Annotated in this window: 15 protein-coding genes; 10 read left to right on the top strand and 5 right to left on the bottom strand. The window is 59.4% G+C overall.

The window, feature by feature from the left end; translation table 11 throughout:
- Positions 1-91 precede the first annotated feature (91 nt).
- The 6 genes from AC3I0A_RS12445 to fabI are packed head-to-tail and all read left to right on the top strand — an operon-like array spanning position 92 to position 8294.
- A complete protein-coding gene (locus tag AC3I0A_RS12445) occupies positions 92-1921 on the top strand; it encodes an extracellular solute-binding protein (protein ID WP_489378102.1) in 1830 nt (609 codons plus the stop codon).
- Entirely contained in the window at positions 1918-3771 is a 1854-nt protein-coding gene (locus AC3I0A_RS12440) for an extracellular solute-binding protein (RefSeq protein WP_489378101.1), read from the top strand. Before AC3I0A_RS12445 ends, AC3I0A_RS12440 begins: the two co-directional genes overlap by 4 nt.
- A gap of 1 nt (position 3772) precedes the next feature.
- Positions 3773-4846: a microcin C ABC transporter permease YejB gene (locus tag AC3I0A_RS12435; RefSeq protein ID WP_489378099.1), complete on the top strand. Its 1074-nt coding sequence runs from the start codon at positions 3773-3775 to the stop codon at positions 4844-4846.
- A 1-nt stretch (position 4847) separates the two neighbouring features.
- Positions 4848-5867, top strand: a complete 1020-nt coding sequence (locus AC3I0A_RS12430; protein ID WP_489378097.1) for an ABC transporter permease — start codon at positions 4848-4850, stop codon at positions 5865-5867.
- Between the two features lies 1 nt (position 5868).
- Positions 5869-7479 (top strand): ABC transporter ATP-binding protein, encoded by a 1611-nt coding sequence (locus tag AC3I0A_RS12425; protein WP_489378096.1) that lies wholly within the window; start codon positions 5869-5871, stop codon positions 7477-7479.
- Between the two features lie 20 nt (positions 7480-7499).
- Positions 7500-8294: an enoyl-ACP reductase FabI gene (gene fabI / locus AC3I0A_RS12420; RefSeq protein ID WP_419115810.1), complete on the top strand. Its 795-nt coding sequence runs from the start codon at positions 7500-7502 to the stop codon at positions 8292-8294.
- Positions 8295-8569: 275 nt separating this feature from the next.
- On the opposite strand, the gene AC3I0A_RS12415 is transcribed toward fabI, so the two are convergent.
- From AC3I0A_RS12415 to AC3I0A_RS12400, 4 genes are all read right to left on the bottom strand, one after another.
- On the bottom strand, positions 8570-9535 hold the full coding sequence (locus AC3I0A_RS12415) for a GGDEF domain-containing protein (protein WP_489378095.1): 966 nt from the start codon (positions 9533-9535) through the stop codon (positions 8570-8572).
- Positions 9536-9601: 66 nt separating this feature from the next.
- Positions 9602-10201 carry a hypothetical protein gene (locus tag AC3I0A_RS12410; RefSeq protein ID WP_489378093.1) on the bottom strand — a complete coding sequence of 200 codons (600 nt, stop codon included), beginning with the start codon at positions 10199-10201 and terminating at the stop codon, positions 9602-9604.
- 1 nt (position 10202) lies between these two features.
- The gene (locus tag AC3I0A_RS12405) at positions 10203-12368 is read right to left on the bottom strand and encodes a xanthine dehydrogenase family protein molybdopterin-binding subunit (RefSeq protein WP_489378091.1); all 2166 of its coding nucleotides are present in this window, start codon (positions 12366-12368) and stop codon (positions 10203-10205) included.
- Between the two features lie 93 nt (positions 12369-12461).
- On the bottom strand, positions 12462-12917 hold the full coding sequence (locus AC3I0A_RS12400; protein ID WP_489378090.1) for a (2Fe-2S)-binding protein: 456 nt from the start codon (positions 12915-12917) through the stop codon (positions 12462-12464).
- Between the two features lie 246 nt (positions 12918-13163).
- On the opposite strand from AC3I0A_RS12400, the gene AC3I0A_RS12395 reads away from it, so the two are divergent.
- Both AC3I0A_RS12395 and AC3I0A_RS12390 read left to right on the top strand, forming a co-directional pair.
- Positions 13164-13667, top strand: a complete 504-nt coding sequence (locus AC3I0A_RS12395; RefSeq protein WP_489378089.1) for a VOC family protein — start codon at positions 13164-13166, stop codon at positions 13665-13667.
- 37 nt (positions 13668-13704) lie between these two features.
- Entirely contained in the window at positions 13705-14538 is an 834-nt protein-coding gene (locus tag AC3I0A_RS12390) for a helix-turn-helix transcriptional regulator (protein WP_489378087.1), read from the top strand.
- Between the two features lie 234 nt (positions 14539-14772).
- Here the strand turns inward: AC3I0A_RS12390 and AC3I0A_RS12385 are convergent, their stop codons facing one another.
- Entirely contained in the window at positions 14773-15360 is a 588-nt protein-coding gene (locus tag AC3I0A_RS12385) for a LysE family translocator (RefSeq protein WP_489378085.1), read from the bottom strand.
- A 257-nt stretch (positions 15361-15617) separates the two neighbouring features.
- Between AC3I0A_RS12385 and AC3I0A_RS12380 the strand changes: the two genes are divergently transcribed.
- Both AC3I0A_RS12380 and AC3I0A_RS12375 read left to right on the top strand, forming a co-directional pair.
- Positions 15618-15902, top strand: a complete 285-nt coding sequence (locus AC3I0A_RS12380) for a hypothetical protein (RefSeq protein WP_489378083.1) — start codon at positions 15618-15620, stop codon at positions 15900-15902.
- A gap of 134 nt (positions 15903-16036) precedes the next feature.
- Entirely contained in the window at positions 16037-16453 is a 417-nt protein-coding gene (locus AC3I0A_RS12375; protein ID WP_489378082.1) for a TIGR03067 domain-containing protein, read from the top strand.
- Positions 16454-16728 lie beyond the last annotated feature (275 nt).

Genomic DNA, 16728 nt, shown 5'->3' with positions numbered 1-16728 from the left:
GTGCTTTACGGGGCAGTCTTTTTCCTGTCGATACAAGCTGTTACTGTACCGATCACAAAGCCCAAGCCGCCTGGATCGAATCTCTGACTTGATGCGTCCCCTCCTCCTGCTCCTAATCAGTCTGGCCTTGAGCTTCCCTGCAAGCGCAACAATCAGCGAAAGCCACGGTTATGCGCAGTTCGGCACGCTCAAATACTCAGCCAAATTCACCCATTTCGATTGGGTCAACCCGCAAGCGCCAAAAGGCGGCACCTTGCGGGTCATGGCATTTGGCACTTTCGATACGCTCAACCCCTACACTTTCAAAGGCATCAGCCCGGTTTCGACGCCCAACTTCCTGCAATACGGCGTCAACGAACTGAATGAAACCCTGATGGTCGGCACCGGCCAATACGCCCCTTCGGGTGATGAGCCGACTTCCAGCTACGGCCTGATCGCCCAATCCGTGGAATACAGCGAAGACCGCAGCTGGGTGGTGTTCAACCTGCGGCCCGAAGCGCACTTTCACGACGGCACATCGATCACCGCCTACGACGTGGCGTTTTCCTACCATTTGCTGCTCAAGGAAGGCCATCCGCGGTACCGGACCTACCTTCAGGAAGTACTGCGGGTCGACGTCCTCAACCCGCAACGCATCCGCTTCGTCTTCAAACGTGCCGGCAACCCACTGATGATCCTGCGTCTGGGCGAACTGCCGGTGCTGCCACAGCATTACTGGAAAGACCGCGACTTCAAGGCCACCACCTTCGAACTGCCATTGGGCAGCGGTCCGTACCGCATTACCCGGGTACAACCGGGACGGCAACTGCGGTTCGAGCGGGTCAAGGATTACTGGGGCAAGGACCTGCCGGTCAATCGCGGCAAATACAATTTCGACCGGGTCGAGGTGGAATTTTACCGCGACAGCGATGTGGCCTTCGAAGCGTTCAAGGCCGGCGAGTTCGATATCTATATCGAACACCAGGCCAAGAACTGGGCCAATGGCTACAACTTCCCGGCGGTTGGCCGTGGCGAGGTGATCAAGGCGCAAATCGCCCATCAGATTCCTACCCAGACCCAAGGGCTATTCATGAACAGCCGCCGCGGTACCTTCGCCGACGTCAAGGTGCGCGAAGCATTGGGCATGATGTTCGATTTCGAGTGGACCAATCGCGCGCTGTTTAGCGGTGCCTACAAACGGGCCATGAGCTACTACCCCAACAGCGAGTTTTCTGCCACCGACGTCCCGGTCGGCCATGAATGGCTGTTGCTCTCGCCCTATCGCAGCCAACTGCCCGCCAACCTGTTTACCCAGCCTTTCAGCCTGCCGCAGACCGACGGCCGCGGCATCCCCCGGGAAACCCTGCGCCGTGCCCTCGGGCTTTTGGCTGAAGCCGGCTGGAAGCTCAATGGGCAACGCCTGCTGAACAGCGCCGGCCAGCCCTTGCGTTTCGAAATACTGCTGGTCAATCCCAACCTGGAACGGCTGCTGCAGCCCTACGCCGAGAATCTCGCCAGCATCGGCATCGATGCCCATCTGCGCACGGTGGACCGTGCGCAGTACAAACAGCGCCTCGACCAGTTCGATTTCGATATGATCCTGATGACCCTCGATCAAACCCTCAGCCCGGGTCTGGAGCAATGGCAGTACTTCCATTCCAGCCAGGTTGCAGTCAAGGGCAGCAAGAATTACGCCGGTGTCGCCAACCCGGTGGTCGATCATCTGCTGGAACAATTACTTGCTGCGAAAAACCGCGACGAACAACTGGCCGCAGGCAAAGCCCTGGACCGTGTACTGTTGTGGCAGCACTACATCATTCCCAACTGGTATCTCAATTATCACCGCCTGGCGTACCGCAACCGGTTCGCCTTCGTCACCACGCCGCCCTACACCCTGGGCCTGAGCGCGTGGTGGCTGAAGCCTTCGGAGAAAGCCCAATGATGCCTTCGCGTGCCCTGCTTCTGCAGGTCTGCGGCTTGTTGTTTACGGGACTTGCGTGCGCCGCCCAGGCCGCCCCGCAACATGCCCTCACGCTGTACAACGAGCCGCCGAAATACCCGGCCCATTTCAAATACTTCGATTACGTCAATCCGGATGCGCCCAAGGGTGGCATCTTCCGCCAGGCCGGTTTCGGTGGCTTCGACAGCCTCAACCCCTTCATCAACAAGGGCGTCCCGGCCGACGAGATCAACCTGATCTACGACACCCTGGCCAAGCAGAGTCTCGACGAGCCATTCACTGAATATGGCCTGATTGCCGGCAAAATCGAAAAGGCCCCGGACAACAGCTGGGTGCGTTTCTACCTGCGTCCTGAAGCACGTTTCCACGACGGTCAGCCGATTCGTGCCGAAGACGTGGTCTTCAGCTTTCAGACCCTGATCAAAAGCGGCGCCCCGCTGTACCGCGGTTACTACAGTGACGTCGAAGAAGTGGTCGCCGAGGACCCGCTGCGGGTGCTGTTCAAGTTCAAGCACAAAAACAATCGCGAATTGCCGCTGATCCTCGGGCAATTGCCGGTATTGCCCAAACACTGGTGGGAAAACCGCGACTTCAGCAAAGGTAACCTCGAAATTCCGCTGGGCAGCGGCCCCTACAAAGTCAGTTCGCTGAAGGCCGGGCGTTCGATTCACTATGAGCGGGTCAAGGACTACTGGGGCCAGGACCTGCCGGTCAACCGTGGGTTCTACAACTTCGACACCCTGTCCATCGACTACTACCGGGACAACACCGTCGCGCTGGAAGCCCTCAAGGCCGGTCAGTTCGACTACTGGATGGAGATGGCTGCGAAGAACTGGGCCAACGCCTACAACATTCCGGCAGTTGCCGAGGGCCGTTTGATCAAGGAGCAGATCCCCAACGGCAACCCCACGGGCATGCAAGGTTTCGTCTTTAATTTGCGCCGTCCAGTGTTCGAGGATGTTCGGGTGCGTCAGGCCCTGAGCCTGTTGCTGGATTTCGAGTGGACCAACAAGCAACTGTTCAACGGTGCCTACGCGCGCACCCGCAGTTATTTCGAGAACTCGGAAATGGCCGCCAGCGGCCTGCCGGACGCCGATCAACTGGCGATACTCGATCCATTCAGAGGGAAAATTCCCGAGCAGGTGTTCAGCGAGGCGTTCCAGAACCCGCTGACCGATGCCAGCGGGATGATCCGCGCCCAGCAACGCAAGGCCTATCAACTCTTGCAAGAAGCCGGCTGGCGCATCGTCGACGACAAGATGGTCGACACTCACGGCAAACCGGTGACCATCGAATTTCTGCTGGCCCAGACCGAGTTCGAGCGGGTGCTGCTGCCGTTCAAGCGCAACCTGAGTGATCTGGGGATTGACCTGGTGATCCGTCGGGTTGACGTTTCCCAGTACATCAACCGCCTGCGCTCGCGGGATTTCGACATGGTGGTCGGCAGCTTCCCGCAGTCCAGTTCACCCGGCAACGAACAGCGCGAGTTCTGGAAATCGGAAAGCGCCGACAAACCTGGCAGCCGTAACTACATCGGCCTGAAAGACCCGGTCATCGACCAGCTCGTGGAACAGTTGATCAATGCCGATTCGCGTAAAAGCCTGGTGGCCCATACCCGTGCCCTCGACCGGGTATTGCAGTGGGGCTACTACGTGATCCCCAACTGGCACATCAAGACCTGGCGCGTGGCTTACTGGAATCATATCGGCCACCCGAAAGTCTCGCCGACCAATGACGTCGGCATTTTCACCTGGTGGATCAAGCCCGACGCCAAACCGGCGATAGAAATTGAAATCAAGGTCGTAGCCGAACCTGCAGGCGTGGAGCAATAAGATGCTGGCGTATATCTTTCGGCGACTGTTGCTGATTATCCCGACCCTGTTCGGCATTTTGCTGATCAACTTCCTGATCATCCAGGCCGCCCCCGGTGGTCCGGTAGAGCAGATGATCGCCAAGCTCGAGGGCTTCGAAGGCGCCACCAGCCGCATCGCCGGCGGCGGCGCGGAAGTTTCGGTGGCAGGCGGGAGCTATCGTGGTGCCCAAGGCCTGGATCCGGCGCTGGTCAAAGAGATCGAGCACATGTACGGCTTCGATAAATCGGCGCCGGAACGTTTGTGGATCATGGTCAAGAACTACGCCAGCCTGGATTTTGGCGACAGTTTCTTCCGTGACGCCAAGGTCGTCGACCTGATCAAGGAAAAACTGCCGGTGTCCATTTCCCTCGGACTCTGGAGCACGCTGATCATGTACCTGGTGTCGATCCCGTTGGGGATTGCCAAGGCCACGCGGCATGGCAGCCATTTCGATGTCTGGACCAGCTCGGCGATCATCGTCGGTTACGCCATTCCAGCGTTTCTGTTCGCCATCCTGCTGATCGTGGTGTTCGCCGGCGGCAGTTACTTCGACTGGTTCCCGTTACGCGGCCTGACCTCGAACAACTTCGATGAGCTGAGCTGGGGCGGCAAGATCCTCGACTACTTCTGGCACCTCGCGCTGCCAGTGACAGCGCTGGTGATCGGCAACTTCGCGACCATGACCCTGTTGACGAAAAACAGCTTCCTCGACGAGATCAACAAGCAGTACGTGGTCACCGCCAAAGCCAAAGGCCTGACCAATCGCAAGGTGCTTTATGGCCATGTGTTCCGCAACGCCATGCTGTTGGTCATCGCCGGTTTCCCGTCGGCGTTCATTGGGATCTTCTTTACCGGTTCCTTGCTGGTGGAAGTGATCTTCTCCCTCGACGGCATGGGCCTGATGAGTTTCGAAGCGGCGATCAACCGCGATTACCCGGTGGTGTTCGGCACGCTGTTCATCTTCACCCTCCTGGGTCTGGTGGTGAAACTGATCGGCGACCTCACCTACACCCTGGTCGATCCACGCATCGACTTCGAAAGCCGGGAGCATTGAGATGAATCTTTCCCCCCTCAATCGCCGACGTTTCGCGCTGTTCAAGGCCAACAAACGTGGCTGGTGGTCGCTGTGGCTGTTTCTGATCCTGTTCGGTCTGAGCCTGGGCGCCGAGTTGATCGCCAATGACAAGCCGCTGGCAGTGCAGTACGACGGCGACTGGTATTTCCCGGTGCTCAAGCGTTATCCGGAAACCACCTTCGGCGGCGAATTCCCGCTGGAAGCCAACTACAAGAGCCCCTACATCCGCGAACTGCTGAAGGCCAAGGACGCCTGGATCCTCTGGGCACCGATTCCCTACAGCTATCAGAGCATCAACTACGACCTGAAAGTCCCGGCCCCCGCGCCGCCGTCGACCGATAACTGGCTGGGCACCGACGATCAGGGTCGCGACGTGTTGGCCCGGGTGATCTACGGGTTTCGGGTCTCGGTGCTGTTTGCCCTGACCCTGACCATTCTCAGTTCGATCATCGGCGTGATCGCCGGCGCCTTGCAGGGCTTCTACGGTGGCTGGGTCGATCTGGCCGGGCAGCGCTTTCTGGAAATCTGGTCCGGGCTGCCGGTGCTCTATCTACTGATCATTCTCGCCAGCTTCGTCCAGCCGAATTTCTGGTGGCTGCTGGGGATCATGTTGCTGTTCTCCTGGATGAGCCTGGTGGACGTGGTACGCGCCGAGTTCCTGCGTGGGCGCAACCTCGAATACGTGCGGGCGGCTCGAGCGCTGGGTATGCAGAACGGCGCGATCATGTTCCGTCATATCCTGCCCAACGCCATGGTGTCGACCATGACCTTCATGCCGTTCATCCTCACCGGCGCCATCGGCACCCTGACCGCCCTGGACTTCCTCGGCTTCGGCCTGCCGCCCGGTGCGCCATCTCTTGGCGAACTGGTGGCCCAGGGCAAATCCAACCTGCAAGCACCATGGCTGGGCATGAGTGCCTTCGCCGTGCTGGCGATCATGTTGAGCCTGCTGGTATTTATCGGCGAGTCCGCTCGCGACGCCTTCGACCCGAGGAAGTGAAATGAATCAGAACAATCTGATCGAAATCCGCGACCTCTCCGTCGAGTTTGTCGTCGGTGAGCGCCGCCAGCGGGTGGTCGAACGCGTCAGCTTCGATATCAAACGCGGTGAAACCCTGGCCCTGGTGGGCGAAAGCGGTTCAGGCAAATCGGTGACCGCGCATTCGATCCTGCGCTTGCTGCCCTACCCCCTGGCACACCATCCGACCGGCGCGATTCTGTACGCCGGGCAGGATTTGTTGAGCCTCAGAGAGAAAACCATCCGCCACATCCGCGGCAACCGGATTGCGATGATCTTTCAGGAGCCGATGACGTCGCTGAACCCGTTGCACTCGATTGAAAAGCAGATCAACGAAGTGCTCGGCCTGCACAAGGGCCTGACCGGCAAGGTCGCGACCAAACGCACGCTGGAGTTGCTGGAGATGGTGGGCATTCCCGAGCCGCACAAGCGCCTCAAAGCCCTGCCCCACGAACTGTCCGGCGGCCAGCGCCAGCGCGTGATGATCGCCATGGCGCTGGCCAACGAGCCGGAACTGCTGATTGCCGACGAACCGACCACCGCACTGGACGTGACCGTACAGCTGAAAATCCTCGAACTGCTCAAGGAATTGCAGGCCCGTCTGGGCATGGCATTGCTGCTGATCAGCCACGATTTGAACCTTGTGCGAAGAATTGCGCATCGCGTATGTGTCATGCAGCGCGGTTGCATCGTCGAACAGGCATCGTGCGAAGAATTGTTCCGCGCACCGCAGCATCCTTACACTCAGGAACTGCTGGCAGCGGAGCCTCGCGGCAACCCGGCGACCAATGTGGCTGGCGCGCCGTTACTGGAAGTCGAGGACCTGAAAGTCTGGTTCCCGATCAAGAAAGGCTTTCTGCGCACCACTGTCGATTACGTGAAAGCGGTGGATGGCATCAATTTCAGCCTGCCCCAGGGCCAGACCCTGGGGATCGTTGGGGAAAGCGGTTCCGGAAAATCCACCCTGGGTCTGGCGATCTTGCGGTTGATCGCCAGCAAAGGGGCGATCCGTTTCGAGGGCAAGCAGCTAGACTGCCTGTCGCAGCAACAGGTTCGACCGCTGCGGCGGCAGATGCAGGTGGTCTTTCAGGACCCCTTCGGCAGCCTGAGCCCACGGATGTGCGTGAGCCAGATTGTCGGTGAAGGCCTGCGGATTCATAAGATGGGTACGCAGGAGGAACAGGAACAAGCGATTATCGCGGCGCTCGAGGAGGTAGGTCTGGACCCGGAAACCCGGAACCGCTACCCCCATGAGTTCTCCGGCGGGCAACGGCAAAGAATCGCCATTGCCCGGGCATTAGTGCTAAAACCGGCGTTGATTCTGCTGGACGAGCCCACTTCGGCGCTCGACCGGACAGTCCAGCGCCAAGTGGTGGAGCTGCTGCGCAAGCTGCAAACCAAGTACAACCTGACGTATTTGTTTATCAGCCATGACCTGGCGGTAGTCAAAGCACTCAGCCACCAGTTGATGGTGGTCAAGCAGGGCCAAGTAGTCGAACAAGGTGACGCGCAAAATATCTTTGCCGCACCGCAACATCCCTATACACAGCAGCTGCTGGAGGCCGCTTTTCTGGCCCCAACAGCTGTCGAATAACCTGAAGAGAGGAGCAACACATGGGTTTTCTCGCCGGTAAGCGCGTACTGATCGTCGGTGTCGCCAGCAAGCTGTCCATCGCATCCGGCATCGCTGCCGCCATGCATCGCGAGGGCGCTGAGCTTGCCTTCACTTATCAGAACGACAAACTCAAGGGTCGTGTCGAAGAGTTCGCCGCAGGCTGGGGTTCAGGCCCTGAGCTGTGCTTCCCTTGCGATGTGGCCAGCGATGAAGAAATCGCCAAGGTCTTCGAAGAGCTGAGCAAGAAGTGGGATGGCCTGGACGTGATCGTTCACTCTGTCGGCTTCGCCCCTGGCGACCAACTGGATGGCGACTTCACCCAAGCCACCACCCGCGAAGGTTTCCGCATCGCTCACGACATCAGCGCCTACAGCTTCGTGGCCCTGGCCAAAGCCGGTCGCGAAATGATGAAAGGCCGCAATGGCAGCCTGCTGACCCTGTCGTACCTGGGCGCCGAGCGCACCATGCCGAACTACAACGTGATGGGCATGGCCAAGGCTTCCCTGGAAGCTGGCGTGCGTTACCTGGCCGGTTCCCTGGGCCCGGAAGGCACCCGCGTCAACGCTGTATCGGCTGGTCCGATCCGCACCCTCGCCGCCTCCGGCATCAAGAACTTCCGCAAGATGCTGGCCGCCAACGAAGCGCAAACCCCGCTGCGTCGTAACGTCACCATCGACGAAGTCGGCAACGCCGGCGCCTTCCTGTGCTCGGACCTGGCGTCCGGCATCAGCGGCGAAATCATGTACGTAGACGGCGGCTTCAACACCACCGCCATGGGCAACCTCGAAGAGTGATGCCCCTGCTGTAAAAAAACCCGCCAATCGGCGGGTTTTTTTATGGCGCTACAAAAAGTCGCAGGAGAACCCTGCGGGAGCTGGTTTGTGGAACTGGTTAATGTGGGAGCGAGCTTGCTCGCGATGGACGTTAACGATAACGCGTATTTTCTGAATAAACGCGCCGCCCTTGAGTCCATCGCGAGCAAGCTCGCTCCCACAGGGTTCCTCTTCACTGATGTAGATACCGTCTTAACCCTCACCGAACAAATGGGAAAAGACCGCAGCCCTCGGGATCAATCTTTTCGTAGCGCCTGCCTATGGGCATACATCGCCCCATCCGCATCGGCCAGCAGCCCCTCGATCGATTCATGACGCCGCGGGTCATATTCGATCTGGCCGACACTGAAGCAGATGGCGTAGCCGCGCTGCAAGGTCGAGTTACGCTCATCCAGAATCTCTTGCAGGCGCGCCATGATTGCCGTGGTTTCCAGGTGAGCGGCGCCAGTCAGCAACGCGACGAATTCATCCGCGTCCAGACGGCCGACCACATCACTTTCACGAAACGCGATGCGCAGCACGTCGGCAAAGGTTTTAAGCGCGTTATCACCTTCGGCACGGCCGTACAGGTCGTTGATCTGCTTGAAATTGTCGAGATCAAAAAACAGCAGCGTCGCCGGTTTTTCCAGCCGTTTGCAGGCGCTCAACCCGTGTTGGGCCAGGGCCTCGAACCCGTGGCGATTGGACAGCAACGTCAGCTCATCCATGCTCGCCACCTGCACCGCCGCCAGCTCCTGCTCAGCCATGCGCGCCAGATCACGCAGCTGCTCGCGTTCTTCGTCGTTCAGCTGCCGGGGTTTCGTATCGAACAGGCACAAGGTGCCCAGTGTGCTGCCATTGGCGGCGGTCAGCGGGCAGCCCGCATAAAAACGAACGCCCGGATCGCCGATTACCAGCGGATTGTCATGGAAGCGCTCATCATGCTGCGCATCCGACACCATCAGGATCTGGTCCTCGAGGATCGCGTGGCCGCAAAAAGAAATGTCACGCCCGGTCTCGCTGGCCGCCAGCCCGACACAGGACTTGAACCACTGCCGGTCCTCATCCACCAGACTGACCAGGGCGATCGGCACATTGAACAGGTGCCTGGCCAGACGGGTCAGGCGATCGAAGCGCTCCTCAGGGGAGGTGTCGAGGACATTCAACGAGCGCAGAGTCTCTACGCGGGCACTTTCATTGACAGGTTTCATTGGGGCCAACATCACGCACTCCCTTGGCATGTATATTCCTTTGACCAGTCCACTCGCGGATTTACTCCGCGCTATCTCTTACCTTAGCTGAGTCGTCTGCATGCCGTGTCCCAGCGGGCACGGCCCACCTGCTTCTGCCCACAGCTTGAACCGGGTGACGAAGAGGTGATGGGGAACCGGCACCGGCGCCCGCGTACCACCGGGGTTCCAGCCCCACAACACCAGTTTGTCCTCGCTGACGTGCTTGATCAGCGCGGCAAAGTCGCGGTCGCCATTGCTCGATTTGTCCTTGATGATCTGGCACAGCTTATCGGCCGACAGGCCAATCCAGGCCATTTTCTGCGCGGGCGGCGGCAGGCTCCAGTGGGGTGCACCCGGTGGCGCGTGAGGTCCGTAACTGGCTGGTGGATTGGTCTCGCCGTGGCAGCTTGCACAAGGCAATCCCGCTGCGCCCTTGCCCTCTTCACCGCGCACCACCTCCATGGCGTGAGGAAGGCCGGCGTCGAACTGCAACGGCGAGTCGCCGGGAATGTGGCAGTTCTGGCAACGCGGGCTCTGGAAAACTTTCTGCACCGTAGTGAATGCCGCCAGCGCCGCTTCATCTGCAGCAAACAGTTCCTCGGCATAGCCGCCCAGGCCGATCATTATCAGCGTTCCCAGAAACAGGTGTCTTTTCATCTCACACCCCCGCCAGTTGCAAGGGTAATTCGCGCAAACGTTGACCGGTCAGGGCAAACACTGCATTGGCCACCGCTGGCGCAATGGGTGGCACGCCGGTTTCACCAATGCCGCCGGGTTTGTCGGTACTGGGCACGATATGCACCTCGACCGATGGCATCTCGTTCAGCCGCAGCACCTGATAGTCGTGGTAATTGGACTGCACAACCCGCCCTTCCTTGATCGTGAGTTTGCTGTGCAAGGTCGAACTCAGACCGAAGGCGATGCCGGACTCCATTTGCGCGGCAATGCTCGACGGATTCACCGCAATTCCGCAGTCCACCGCGCAGACCACCCGATGCACACGGATCGCCAGGTTGTCCTGCGACACCTCGGCCACCTGAGCGACGTAACTGCCGAACGACTCATGCACGGCAACCCCCAGCGCATGCCCCTCGGGCAAGGGCGTGCCCCACCCGGCCTTCTCCACCGCCAGATTCAGCGCGCCCAAGTGCCGCGGATGGTCCTTGAGCAATATCCGCCGATATTCCACCGGATCCTTGTCGGCCGCCGTGGCGAGTTCATCGATCAACGACTCCATGACGAACGCAGTGTGACTGTGCCCGACCGAACGCATCCACAGCACGGGAATCCCGGTGTTCGGTGAATGCAGGTCGACCTGATGGTTGGCCAGGCCCTTGATATAGGGGCTGTCGGCCACGCCTTCGACGGAGGTGTGGTCGATCCCGTCTTTGACGAGAGTGGCTTCGAACGGGGTGCCGGCGAGAATCGACTGGCCGACCAGCACATGTTTCCAGGCCTGCGGCATCCCGTTGGCATCCAGACCGATACGCGCCTGATGCAGGTACGCTGGGCGGTAGTAGCCGCCATGCACATCATCCTCGCGGGTCCAGACAGTTTTGACCGGTGCCTGGGCAGCTTTGGCCACCTGTACCGCTTCGCTGACAAAGTCCGACGTCGGGTTGGCTCGCCGGCCAAAGCCGCCGCCCAGAAAGGTCGTATGAATCTCCACTTGTTCGGGTTTCAAACCGGTAATTTTCGCTGCCAATTGTTGATCCAGGGTCTGAAACTGAGTACCGGTCCAGATCTCGCATTTGTCCGCAGTGAGCTTGACCGTACAGTTGAGCGGTTCCATCGGCGCGTGGGCCAGGTATGGCACGCTGTATTCGGCAATGATGGTTTTTGCGGCCTTGGCCAGAGTGCCGACCGCATCGCCAGCCTGGGTCGCCGACGTGCCTTGGGTGGCGGCCAGCTTGCGAAATGCTTTCAGCAGTTCCTCGCTGTCCAGGTCCGCATGGGGCCCCGGGTCCCAGTCGACTTCCAGCGCATCCCGACCCCGTTTTGCCGCCCAGAAATGCTCGGCAACCACAGCAACGCCCGAGGGCACCTGCACCACCTTGCGCACCCCCGGTACGGCCATGGCCGCGGTGTCATCGAAGGATTTGAGCGTGCCGCCGAACACCGGCGAGCGAGCGACCATCGCCGTCAGCAAGCCATCGAATTGCACGTCCATGCCGAACCGGGCGCGGCCGGTGATTTTCTCCGGAGTGTCGAGACGCCTGGTCGGCTTGCCAATCACCTTCCAGTCTTTCGCCTCCTTGAGCTTTACCGAAGCCGGATCCGGAAGCGGTAGCTGACCGGCCTCATTGGCCAGTTCGCCATAACGCACTCGATGCTCACCGGCGATGACCTCTCCTTGCTCGGTGCGAATTTCGGAGGGCGCGACACCAAAGCGCTTGGCCGCCGCCTCGATCAACATCATCCGCGCTGTCGCCCCGGCCTGACGGTAGCGGTCGAACTCCATCCAGGTGGAGGTCGAGCCGCCGGTCATCTGCATCCCGCCAAAGGCCGGCAAACCATAAGCCGCGGCTGCCGGAGCATGCTCGACGCGAATCTTCGACCAATCGGCATCCAGTTCTTCGGCGATCAACATGGACAACCCGGTCCAGATGCCCTGGCCCATTTCCGAATGCGCCAACACCACGGTGACACTGTCATCGCTGGCGATACGCAGAAAGGCGTTGGGCGCAAAAGGCGTGTCCGTCGCTGACTCGGCCTGAGTGAAACGATTGGCCCCGGGAATGACGAAGGCCACCACCAGACCGCCGCCTATCAACGCGGTTTTTTTGAGGAAGTTACGCCGGGAAATTTCCATCATGCTGTTCATCACCAAGCCTCCAGTCCATAGGTACGCAGCAACGGCGCGGAGCGGGTTTCTTCAAAAACAGAGAGCCAAAAACGGCGAGCCCAGAACCGGGAGTCAACCGAGCTCGGCCGCGCGCTTCACCGCAGCGCGGATGCGTGGATAGGTACCGCAACGACAGATATTCCCCGACAGGGCCTGATCGATATCGCTGTCGGTCGGCGACGGAATTTTCGCCAGCAAGGCCGCCGCCGACATGATCTGCCCGGACTGGCAGTAGCCGCACTGCACCACATCGAGTTCGGCCCAGGCCCGTTGCACCGGGTGCGAGCCATCTGTCGACAAGCCTTCGATAGTGAGGATTTTTTGCCCATTGGCCACCGCCGAGGCCGGGGTGATGCAAGAGCGCAGCGGCGCACCGTCGACATGCACAGTGCAGGCACCGCATTGCGCCATGCCACAGCCAAACTTGGTGCCGGTCAGGTGCGCCACGTCACGCAGCACCCAGAGCAACGGCATGTCATCGGCGACGTCGAATGGCTGCTCTTTGGCGTTGATATTGAGCGTCAGCATTGTGCTTTCCTCATGCCGATGTCAGGACTCACGGCGTCCTTGAGCTGCGTCGCTGTGGCCGGCCCGGTCTACGCGCGCATTGGTCTATCCATAGAGCTAAGCGCACTTTGCCCGGCTGACCACCTTCAGCGACCACCGGTCATGAAAGGGTCAGTCCATAATTATCGATCTATGGCACGGCCAGACGACTGTCGGCGGACTACGCTGTTATTCCAGCAGCTTGACCACTCGAAGAGGAGAACCGCCATGCAACGCATTCATAAGATCACTCCCTGCCTGTGGTTTGACTACCAGGCCGAAGCCGCCGCCGGGTTCTATTGCTCGATCTTCGATCACTCGAAAATCACCGCCATCACCCACTATGGCAAAGCCGGTTTCGAACTTCATGGACGGCCCGAAGGGTCGGTAATGACTGTCAGTTTCGAGCTGGACGGTCAGACCTTTACCGGCCTTAACGGCGGTCCGGTGTTCACCTTCAGTGAAGCCGTTTCGTTCCAGATCAATTGCCAGACCCAGGAGGAAGTCGATCATTTCTGGAACTCCTTGTCTGAGGGCGGCGACAAAGCGGCCCAGCAGTGCGGCTGGCTCAAGGATAAGTTTGGTGTGTCCTGGCAGATTGTTCCGGTCGCCTTGATGCAGATGATGAAAGATCCCGACACGACAAAATCCCAACGGGCCATGCAAGCCATGCTGCAGATGAAGAAAATCGACATCGCCACACTCGAACGAGCCTTTGCCGACCAGAGCTAATACACTCCAGAGCTGGCCTGCCGATGGACGCCCGACAATGCCCCTCAACCCTGCGAAAGATTCTGACAAGGCACCACGCTTCTGGCGTGACGAGGCCCTGCCCTTCATCGAAGCCCGCTCCATCGCGGACGGCCGCGAGGTCTGCTACGGCCGACATTCCCACGAGCATTTTTCCATCGGTGCGATTACTGCCGGGCAAAGCACCTACATTCATGAGAACAGCCATCTGCAGGTTGGCGCCGGCACCGTGGTGCTGATGAACCCCGGCGATGTCCACGCCTGCAACCCGATCGACGATCAGCCATGGTCGTATCGCATGTTCTACGTCGATACGCCTTGGCTGACCGATCTTCAGCATAAACAGGGGTTTAGCCGGGAGCTGGATTTCCGGGCTTTTGCCACCACCCACACCACCGATGCCAGCCTGTATGCAGGGCTGAACCGGCTGTATGAGGTACTGGTCGACGAACAGGTCGAGACGCTGCAAAAACACAGTAGCGCAGTGGCGTTTTTCTCTGATTTGCAGCAAAGACTCAATCCCGCCGACCTCCCCGGCCGCGAGGTCAACCTCAAGCTGGAACGGGCCGCGCAGTACATCCGCGACAATTGCACCTTGGCATTGAAGCTCGAAGACATCTGCGAAGTGGCCCAGCTATCGGCCTCCTACCTGATCCGCGCCTTCAAGCAGCACTATGGCATGACGCCCCATGCATTCCTGGTCAACCGACGCATCCAGTTCGCCCGGGCGCAACTGCGCAGCGGCAAGCTGATCGCCGATGTCGCACTGGAAGCGGGGTTTGCCGACCAGGCGCATCTTCAACGGGCCTTCAAGCAGCATCTGGCAGCGACACCGGGGCAGTATCGGGGGTGATTGCTCGACACATAACTTTTGGCAATGAGGTCGGCAAGTTAACGGGAATCTATAACCTGGCGACTCATTGTGGCGAGGGAGCTTGCTCCCGCTGGGTCGCGTAGCGACCCTAAAATCAGACACCGCGGTCTATCAGGTTAACCGTGCAAGCAGGATTTACGACTGCTTCGCAGCCGAGCGGGAGCAAGCTCCCTCGCCACAGGGTCCGCGCTCGACGATTAAATTTCCCTGCGTTTACGGCAACAACAAATAAACCGCACTCGCCGCCAACAGCAACGCCATCAGCCGATTGAACAGTCGCATCCCCTTGGGATTGCCCAGATAGTGGCGCAGAAAAGTCCCCGCATACGCCCAGCACCCCACCGACAAATAGCAGACCACCAAATACACCGCTGCGAATTTCCAGATCAACGACGCTTCACCCTTCGCCGCAAATGCCCCCATCCCCGCCACGCAGGCCAGCCAGGCTTTTGGATTGAGCCATTGCATCACCGCGCCGTAAAACATCGACGGCGCCCTGGCGGTTCCTTCGGTATTCAGCCGACCCTCATCAACCGCCAGTTTCCAGGCCATGAACAACAAAAACGCCACCCCGGCCAGCTGCACGACGCGGGTCAGAAACGGCCAGAGCAGCAGCACTTCATGCAGGCCCAGCCCCATCAGCACCAACAACAAAACAAAACCAAGAGTCGCGCCGGCCACATGCCGCAGACTCGCGCGAAAACCGAATTGCGCCCCCGAACTCAGAGCGACGATATTGACCGGCCCTGGGGTGATCGAGGCGGCCAGCGCGAACGCAGCCATGGAAATGATCAAGCTCATCGCATTACCTTCTTCAGATCAGTGGTGATTCCAGCGATCAAGGTAAAGAACGCTCTGAGGCCTGTATTGAAGAAAAATGCCCCGTACACTCCCCACCAGACATGTTCACGCCCGGCACCTCACCGACGAACCCTCCCTGCACGCAGATGTCAAAAAACCTGACGGGATCGCGATCGACCAAAAGCCTCTGGCCTTCTTCAAACAGTTAAACCGGCTGCGAATCCCTGCCCTGCACTCACTGCAAAGGAGATTCACAAATGGTTACCCACTACAGAGCTGGCGGGCATCTGGCCTGCGGCCATCACGGCAAAAACCTCATTTCCACCACCGAGTTTGCGCGGGTGAAATGCCGCAGCTGTCGGAACACCGACGCCTTCAAAGACGCCAGAAAAGATGCACGTAACGCCGCCCGCCGAGCAGCTCGCAGAGCCAAGGTTGCTCATGCCGCGGTTGACTGGCGCGCCTCCTGGCTGAAAAGACTCAGCGACATGCCAGGCCAACAGCGGCTCCCACGGGGATTCAGTGGTCAGCCTTACGTTTAGTTTCCTACGTTACGCGAACCGATACGGCATTGAGTGCTACCCGGTCAGACGGGTAGCCATCGTGCGCGCCAGTGATGTACTTTCCAACCCTGGGACCGCCCGCACGCAGCATCGCGCCAATAAAAGGAATTTAAATGTCTAGCGTTTTGAACCGTCAGGACGACACCTGCAACGAAATTGACCTGCAGGCCCTGCAAGGAGCCTGGGAACAAATCGACCTGGAAGACAGCGGCGTCTCGAATCCGCCGGATGAACATGGAGCACCCGGCGCTCTGACTACTATCGAAGGCCATCAATTCAGGGTGGTCACTCCCGACGACACCTTGCTGCTGGCCGGCAGCTTTACCCTTGACGCGTCCACCACGCCAAAATCCATCACCTGGATCGATTCGATGGGCGCGGACGAAGGCAAGCAATTACCCGCCAGTTACAAACTGGAAGGCGATCATTTCGTCTTCATTGCAGCCGACGAAGGTTGCGACAGGCCGCAAGAGTTTCGCACCAAAAAGGGCGAAACCATGCGTACCTTTATCAGGCGATGCGATGCGTAGGTGCTCCCGGCTTGCGGAAGGGCAACGCCTGTCAATTAAGGAACTCTGGCTTTACAGATTCCCCGTAGCAGCTGCCGAAGGCTGCGTCCGGTCTGGGCCCAGGCTGTGTGAAAACGCTTGCACCGTTTTGAAGTCTGCGTTGCTACGTAAAATCTGCCAGCGCTTGGTTAGTCAGCAGACCTGAAATTTGCGTAGAAACGCGACTTACGTTCTGATTCTGACTGTCAAACTTGCTCTAAAACGTTTTCACACAGCCTGGGCCAAAAGCTGCCATT

The organism is Pseudomonas sp. KH_024_B2 (genome assembly GCF_057839965.1).
The sequence above is the reverse complement of the archived record's forward strand: the minus strand, read 5'-3'. Positions and strand labels throughout refer to the sequence as shown.